Below are 7,097 nucleotides of genomic sequence, written 5' to 3'. Positions count from 1 at the left end.
TCGAGCGAGAGCTGTAGGGCGGATCGCAAACCGACGGAGGACAATGCCTGATACTCGCTGCGACTGATGCGGTTGTAACAGCAAGGCGCGATCGCCATTTGCTGGCAGCCGGCAGCACTGGCCAGTTGCATCAAGCGCACATGCAGATCGCCGCAGGCGTGGAGGGCGGCGGGTGTGTGGGCAGCGCTCAATACACCTGAAGCATTCGCTGCCAACACATCCTGCTCGACATGCAGCACGTGTAAATGATGGCGCTGACTCAACGCCTGACCACTGGCGACCAATGCCGGATCGTATTCAATGCAGGTCAACTGTTGGCCATCACTCAACAACCGTCGGCCCAAATGCCCCTTGCCGGAACACCAATCGAGCCAGTGCGTCGGTTGCGAGGAAAAAGACAGACGACTGGCAAACGCTTCAATCTGCTGCCACTTGCGCCCCGGTACATCGACATTCAAGCGATGCACCGCAGCTTCCAGCGCATGCCCCGGCAACTGACCGACAGCGCTAAGCTCAGCCGATATCGCTGCCAATGAAGCAAATGGCTCCGGCGCTTCGGCAAGATCAGCAGGTTGATTGTGAGCGTTTTCCGCCTCTTTCAGCGACCGTCCGCGTAGCCACAAGGCCAACTTCGGGTAGGACGCTTCCCATGGGAGCTGCAGATGAGTGAACGGACGAGGTTTCCACAGCTCCTGATGCTCAATCAAAAAAGCATCCAGCGCGGTGAAGCGGGCGAGTAACTCCTCGCCCGTCAGCACACAAGAGGAATCAACGCCCTTGACAGGCATCGACGCGCAACCATCGCTCCAGCTGTTTGAATGCCTGAACGAGAACAAACGACATCAGCAGGTAAATGACGCCTGCGGTGAAGAACATATCCACGTGGAGGTAGTTGCGGGCAATGATCGTGCGGGTAATGCCGGTGAGTTCGAGCAAGGTCACCGTGCTCGCCAGAGAACTGGCCTTCAACATCAGGATGACTTCGTTGCTGTAGGCCGGCAGGCCGATGCGCGCGGCGCGCGGCAGGACGATATAGAACAATGCCTTGGCCTTGGACATGCCCAGTGCACGCGCGGCTTCGATCTCGCCCGGCGGGATCGCTTGAATGGCGCCACGCAGGATTTCGGCGATATAGGCGGCAGTATGCAGGGTCATCGTGGCGACAGCGCACCAGAAGGGTTCTCGCAAATACGGCCACATGAAACTGTCGCGTACGGCGTCGAACTGAGCCAGGCCGTAGTACACCAGAAACAGTTGTACGAGCAACGGAGTGCCACGAAAGAAAAAGATGTAAGCGTAAGGAAATGCGCGAACAAACCAGAGCTTGGAGGAGCGCGCGATGCCCAGAGGAATCGCCAGCAACAACCCGAGAATAACGGCGATGCCCACCAGTTCGAGTGTCAGGACGGCGCCCTGAAAGAACTTCGGCAGCCACTTATAGATGACTTCCCATTCCATTACGTCGTCCTCACGAAGCCACGGGCGGCGCGTTTTTCCATGAAGTGCATGGTGGCCATCGCCAGTATGGTCAGGCCCAGATACATGACGGCTGCGACCAGATAGAAGGTGAATGGATGCTTGGCGAAGGTCACGGCGTTCTGCGCATTGCGCATGATTTCTTCCAGGCCGATGACCGACACCAGAGCGGTGTCTTTCATCAGGATCATGAACAGATTGCCCAGGCCGGGCAGGGCGATGCGCCACATCTGCGGCATGATCAACCGGGTGAAGATCCGCCATTTCGACAGGCCCAGGGCCTGACCGGCCTCACGGTGTCCTTTCGGAATGGCCAGGATGGCGCCACGAAATACCTCCGTGGCATAGGCGCCAAAGCACAGTCCGAGTGCGGTTACGCCCGCCACAAAGGGGCTTAGCGCCAGGTCTGGATTGCCAAAGTATTCGCCAATGGCGTTCATCGTCTTGACGGTGCCGAGGTAGATCAGCAGAACCCAAAGCAGTTCCGGGACGCCACGCACCAGGGTCGAATACGTGCCGCCAAGCCACTGCAGCGGCTTGTACGGGGACGTCTTGGCCAAGGCGCCGAGCAGACCGAGTACCAGTCCCAGGCACAGGGCCGTCAGCGCCAGTTTGACGGTCATCAGCGCACCGGCGGCGAGGGCCGGGCCGAATCCGTAGAGGTCGATAATCATGGATTTCTTTTCAAATCGCGGCAGGCAAGGCCGGGAGCCGGCGCCGTCGAATCACGGCGCCGGTCCCGCAGGTCAGATCAATAGATGCTGAACGGGAAGTACTTGTCGTTGATCTTCTTGTAGGTACCGTCGGCGACGATTTCCTTCAGGGCGGCGTTCAGCTTCTCACGCAGCGGATCGCCTTTACGTACAGCGATGCCGATCTTGTCGCTTTCCACGACCGGGTCGCCCTTGAACTCGTAGGCTTTGCCAGCATCGGTTTTCAGCCAGTCGTAGTTGGCGTACTTGTCGGCGAGGATGGCGTCGATACGACCGGAGGTCAGGTCGAGGTAGGCGTTTTCCTGGGTGTCATAGAGTTTGACGTTGAGATCGCTGCCGTAGTTGTCTTCCAGCCAGGTGCCGGCCAGCGTGGCGCGCTGGGTACCGATGGACTTGCCCTTCAGCGAGTCCTTGTCGGTTTTGAAGTCGACGTTTTTCGGTGCAATGAACTGCAGCTTGTTCGAGTAGTACGGGTCGGTGAAATCCACCGCGCCCTTGCGCTCGTCGGTGATCGACAGCGAGGAGATCAGGAAGTCGAACTTCTTCGCGTTCAGGGCCGGGATGATGCCGTCCCAGTCGGAAGTGACTACGGTGCACTCGACTTTCATCTTCGCGCACAGGGCGTCGCCGATGTCTTTGTCGAAGCCGACCACGTTGCCGCTGGCGTCTTTGTTGTTGAACGGCGGGTAAGCCGCTTCGATGCCCATCTTCAGGGTCTCGGCCATGGCACCGGCGCTGAACGCGAGGGTGACGGCGGCGGCCAGGAAGACCTTTTTAAAATTCTGCATGCATGTTGCTCCGTTAGCGGTTGCTGGACATGAATTGTTTGCAGCGCGCCGAAAGCGGGTTTTCGAACACCTGCTGAGGCGATCCTTGCTCTTCTATAAGGCCCTGATGAAGGAACACCACTTCGCTGGAGACCTGACGGGCGAAACCCATTTCGTGGGTCACGAGCAGCATGGTGCGGCCTTCTTCGGCCAGTGCGCGGATGACACTAAGTACTTCCTGAACCATTTCCGGGTCAAGGGCGGAGGTGGGCTCGTCGAACAGAATCACCTTCGGCTGCATCGCCAGGGTGCGGGCGATGGCCGCGCGTTGCTGCTGACCACCGGACAGCTGCGACGGATACGCGTGGCGCTTGTCGGCGATGCCGACCTTGGCCAGCAGTGCTTCGGCGACTTCGATCGCTTCGGCCTTGCTCTGGCCGAGTACGCGGCGCGGGGCTTCGATGATGTTGTCGAGCACGCTCATGTGCGGCCACAGATTAAAGTTTTGAAACACAAAACCAATCTCGGAACGCAGGCGATTGATCTGCTTGCCATCAGCGGCAACCAGTTCGCCATTCTTGGCGGGCTTGAGCTTGAGTTCTTCACCCGCCACCAGAATCTGGCCCTGGTGCGGGTTTTCCAACAGGTTGATGCAACGCAGGAACGTGGACTTGCCGGAACCGGAGGAACCGAGGATCGAGATCACATCGCCGTCGCGGGCGGTCAGCGAGATGCCTTTGAGCACCTCAAGCTGTCCGTAGCGTTTGTGCAAGTTGCGGATTTCAAGCGCGGGCGTGGCCTCAGCCATGTGCGTTCCTCATATATGTTGCGCTCCTGCTGTTGGCGGGCCTTCCTGGCGAGGCGGCCAAGCTAGCATAGCGTTTCAATGGCAGCCAACAGCGCTACGAGCGGTAAGCGGATGGCGTGTGGCAGGTTGTCGCATCGGCACAGCAGACTGTCGCCCCATCAACAACCGAACGGGTGTTTGATCGTGCAAACCTTTGGGCGTCGCGTAAAAAAAGGCGCGATGTTGCCAGCTTTGGCGGGGTGTTGGAAGCGCTATCCGGCCGAACGTTCCTCAATTGCCCTTTTATTGTGCATCCCACACTTTTTCAGTGTGTTTCTGGTGCGCTGTTTCGTTTGAAAAGTGAGTCGCAGGGTAACGCTCTGGCGGATTGCCATTAAATCCAAGGACTTGCGATGACTGTCCGGTCGCGCGCAAAGCCGCGGCACAGAAGAGTTTGAAACATTTTGGCGCAAAACTTGCGTGCAGAATAAGGAACGCCCCGTTGGTTTCTTTTTACGAGAAAGAAAATGCCAGACGGGCCGGACGCAATCGCTTTCCTTGCAAAGGTAGTTTCGATGAGCAGTACCCCAAGCTCCAATGGCCTCGAACAGGGGCTCAAACCGCGTCATGTGACCATGTTGTCGATCGCCGGTGTAATCGGCGCCGGTCTGTTCGTTGGCTCCGGCCACGCCATCGCTGCCGCCGGCCCTGCCGTGCTGTTGGCCTACGCCGCCGCCGGCACCCTGGTGGTTTTAGTGATGCGCATGCTCGGCGAAATGGCCGTTGCCTCGCCGGACACTGGCTCCTTCTCGACGTACGCCGACCGTGCCATCGGGCACTGGGCCGGTTTCACCATCGGCTGGCTGTACTGGTGGTTCTGGGTGTTGGTGATTCCACTGGAAGCCAACGCCGCCGCGACCATCCTCCATGCATGGTTCCCGGGCGTAGGTATCTGGGCGTTCGCGCTGGTCATCACCCTGCTGCTGACCATCACCAACCTGTTCAGTGTGAAGAATTACGGCGAGTTCGAATTCTGGTTTGCCCTGATCAAAGTGCTGGCGATCATCGGCTTCATCATCCTCGGTCTGGCGGCGATCTTCGGCTACTTGCCGAACAGCCAGGTCAGCGGTGTTTCGCATCTGTTCGACTCCGGCGGCTTCCTGCCTAACGGCATGGGCGCGGTACTGGGCGCGATCCTGACTACCATGTTCTCGTTCATGGGGACCGAAATCGTGACCATCGCGGCTGCGGAATCGAAGAACCCGGGCAAGCAGATCTCCAAGGCCACCAACTCGGTGATCTGGCGGATCGGTCTGTTCTACCTCGTGTCGATCTTCATCGTTGTGGCCCTGGTGCCGTGGAACGATCCTACGCTGGCTAACCTGGGCTCCTACCAGACTGTGCTTGAGCGCATGGGCATCCCGAACGCCAAGATGATCGTCGACATCGTGGTGCTGGTAGCTGTAACCAGTTGCCTGAACTCGGCGCTGTACACCTCGTCGCGGATGCTGTTCTCCCTCGGCAAGCGTGGCGACGCCCCGGCCATGTCGACCCGCACCAATAAAAGCGGTACGCCTTACTGGGCGGTCATGCTGTCCACTGGCGCAGCGTTCCTCTGCACCTTCGCCAACTATGTGGCACCGGCTGCGGTGTTCGAGTTCCTGCTGGCCAGCTCCGGCGCCATTGCGCTGCTGGTGTACCTGGTGATCGCGTTCTCGCAACTGCGTATGCGCAAACAGCGCATGGCCCGTGGCGAGAAAATCGTTTTCAGCATGTGGCTGTTCCCAGGCCTGACCTACGCGGTGATCATCTTCATCGTCGCGGCCCTGACCATCATGCTGTTCCAGGAAGCGCACCGCGTGGAAATCCTCGCGACCGGCCTGCTGAGCCTGTTGGTGGTGGCTGCCGGCCTGCTGGTAGCCCGCCGTCGCAAGCTGGAAAAACGTGGTGCGGTGGTGCTCAACTGATCCGTAGCGCGTAATGCAAAACGGCCGCTGTCAGTGATGACTAGCGGCCGTTTTTGTTTGGCAGCGGGGTTTATTCGCTCTTGTCTTCCTGCGTGTCCATCGACTTGCCATAAGTATCCAGCGCAACCCCGAAATCGGTGATGAACTGCGGCTCGCTCAGCCAGGCCTGGGCGGTTTCGATGTCCATGCCGTCGGCCCACATGCGGTAGTCGATCAGCATGTCGGCGGCCAGGTGGGTGGCGGCCATGCCTTCGTTGTCGGCGTTTTCCATGTCCAGCAGTTCTGGATGGTCAACGATGATGAACGCCAGTTCACGCAGCAGCGTCAGCAGCATCTCGTTGCGGCTGACGGCTTCGGCGTCGCGCATTTTGCTGAACATTGCCAGGGTGTAATCCGGGATCGGCTCGGCGAGGTGGCCGAGATCGTCGTCCTGCTCCAGTGGCTTACGCCCGACCATGCGGATGTGCTTGGCTTTGGCCTTGGCGCGTTTGGCGCGTTTCTGTTGCTTGTTCAGGGATGCCATGGGAACTCAGTTCTTCTGTTGGGTTTGCGCGGCGATCGCGTCGGACGCCGCCACATAGTCGGCCTGGAAGGCCGGGGATTCGATCCACGCCAGCGCGCCGGCTTCATCGGTTTCTTGCGACCACTGGCGGTACTCGATCAGCGCGGCGAGGATGAAGTCCATCGCGCCTTCTTCGCCTTCCTGCTCAAAGACCAGCTCCAGCAACGGGTCTTCGAGGAACGCGGTGCACAGGGCTTGCTGGCTGATCTTCTCGGCGTCGATCATTTTCTTGAACAGCTCGGTCAGGTCCACCGATTCGAAGTCGATGCGATCGTCGTTCGGGTCCAGTTCCACCGGCGCTTCGGCGCGTTTGGTGCGGTTCTGCTTGGCCTTGGTCTTGGCCCGGGCGGCGCGTTTTTGCTGTTTGTTGGCGGAGGCCATGGTGTGTTCCGTCGTGCGTTGAAAGGGCTCAGCTGCGCGGCACAGTCCGCCCGGGTGTGTCGGGGGCCAGTGCGCCGGTGTGCAGCCAGGTCAGAGCGATGGGCCATAGTGTGGCTTGGTATGCGCTGCGAAAAAAGGCGAAATGTCCGACTTGTTGTTCGCCGATGTCCTGCGGCTCGATGCGCAGGTGGGTTTTCGGTGCGTTGCTGAAGCAGGCGAGCAGGCGTTCGATGGCTGCAATGGTGCCGTAAGGATCATCGCTGATGCTGATTGCCAGGGTCTGGGCGCGAACGTTGGCGAAGGGCAGGCTGCCGGCTTTCTTCATCAGCGCCCGGCCGCTTGGACGCCGCTCATATTGTGCGGTGGGCGTGCTCCAGTCGCGCACGACACCGGCGGGCGTGTCTTCCAGCCAGCCGAGGCGTTTGCCGGGAAAGTAACCACAGA

At 59.6% G+C, this 7,097-nt stretch carries 8 protein-coding genes and 1 pseudogene; 1 reads left to right on the top strand and 8 read right to left on the bottom strand.

All coding sequences use genetic code 11. From position 1 onward, the window contains the following. The 5 genes from DBR24_RS09620 to DBR24_RS09600 form a co-directional block, all read right to left on the bottom strand. A partial coding sequence (locus tag DBR24_RS09620) for a methyltransferase (RefSeq protein WP_128614611.1) occupies positions 1-788 on the bottom strand: 788 nt, incomplete at its 3' end. Then, positions 769-1,458 (bottom strand): ABC transporter permease, encoded by a 690-nt coding sequence (locus tag DBR24_RS09615; protein WP_095047148.1) that lies wholly within the window; start codon positions 1,456-1,458, stop codon positions 769-771. The genes DBR24_RS09620 and DBR24_RS09615, both read right to left, overlap by 20 nt. After that, complete coding sequence (locus DBR24_RS09610; protein WP_128614610.1) at positions 1,458-2,150, bottom strand: ABC transporter permease; 693 nt, start codon at positions 2,148-2,150, stop codon at positions 1,458-1,460. The genes DBR24_RS09615 and DBR24_RS09610 overlap by 1 nt, the downstream gene beginning before the upstream one ends. A 77-nt stretch (positions 2,151-2,227) precedes the next feature. Further along, positions 2,228-2,977 (bottom strand): ABC transporter substrate-binding protein, encoded by a 750-nt coding sequence (locus DBR24_RS09605; RefSeq protein ID WP_128614609.1) that lies wholly within the window; start codon positions 2,975-2,977, stop codon positions 2,228-2,230. Positions 2,978-2,990: 13 nt separating this feature from the next. Beyond that, positions 2,991-3,764, bottom strand: a complete 774-nt coding sequence (locus tag DBR24_RS09600; RefSeq protein WP_128614608.1) for an ABC transporter ATP-binding protein — start codon at positions 3,762-3,764, stop codon at positions 2,991-2,993. Between the two features lie 554 nt (positions 3,765-4,318). Between DBR24_RS09600 and gabP the strand changes: the two genes are divergently transcribed. Next, positions 4,319-5,710: a GABA permease gene (gabP, locus tag DBR24_RS09595; protein ID WP_128614607.1), complete on the top strand. Its 1,392-nt coding sequence runs from the start codon at positions 4,319-4,321 to the stop codon at positions 5,708-5,710. Between the two features lie 70 nt (positions 5,711-5,780). Here gabP and DBR24_RS09590 read toward each other — a convergent pair whose 3' ends face one another. From DBR24_RS09590 to DBR24_RS31855, 3 genes and pseudogenes are all read right to left on the bottom strand, one after another. Further along, positions 5,781-6,233 carry a hypothetical protein gene (locus tag DBR24_RS09590; protein WP_128614606.1) on the bottom strand — a complete coding sequence of 151 codons (453 nt, stop codon included), beginning with the start codon at positions 6,231-6,233 and terminating at the stop codon, positions 5,781-5,783. A 6-nt stretch (positions 6,234-6,239) separates the two neighbouring features. After that, on the bottom strand, positions 6,240-6,653 hold the full coding sequence (locus DBR24_RS09585) for a hypothetical protein (protein ID WP_123470626.1): 414 nt from the start codon (positions 6,651-6,653) through the stop codon (positions 6,240-6,242). A gap of 28 nt (positions 6,654-6,681) precedes the next feature. Beyond that, positions 6,682-7,097 (bottom strand): annotated as a pseudogene (locus DBR24_RS31855) (alpha/beta hydrolase); the annotation flags it as partial.

The sequence above is a fragment of the Pseudomonas sp. HMWF006 genome (genome assembly GCF_003061205.1).
GTDB lineage: Bacteria > Pseudomonadota > Gammaproteobacteria > Pseudomonadales > Pseudomonadaceae > Aquipseudomonas > Aquipseudomonas monsensis.
This window is presented reverse-complemented; position numbering and strand designations above follow the sequence as displayed.

Bases quoted from the DNA above. Each gene is read 5' to 3' on its own strand.
- DBR24_RS09615 (WP_095047148.1), bottom strand. From the start codon at position 1,458: ATGGAATGGGAAGTCATCTATAAGTGGCTGCCGAAGTTCTTTCAGGGC.
- DBR24_RS09610 (WP_128614610.1), bottom strand. From the start codon at position 2,150: ATGATTATCGACCTCTACGGATTCGGCCCGGCCCTCGCCGCCGGTGCG.
- DBR24_RS09605 (WP_128614609.1), bottom strand. From the start codon at position 2,977: ATGCAGAATTTTAAAAAGGTCTTCCTGGCCGCCGCCGTCACCCTCGCG.
- DBR24_RS09600 (WP_128614608.1), bottom strand. From the start codon at position 3,764: ATGGCTGAGGCCACGCCCGCGCTTGAAATCCGCAACTTGCACAAACGC.
- gabP (WP_128614607.1), top strand. From the start codon at position 4,319: ATGAGCAGTACCCCAAGCTCCAATGGCCTCGAACAGGGGCTCAAACCG.
- DBR24_RS09590 (WP_128614606.1), bottom strand. From the start codon at position 6,233: ATGGCATCCCTGAACAAGCAACAGAAACGCGCCAAACGCGCCAAGGCC.
- DBR24_RS09585 (WP_123470626.1), bottom strand. From the start codon at position 6,653: ATGGCCTCCGCCAACAAACAGCAAAAACGCGCCGCCCGGGCCAAGACC.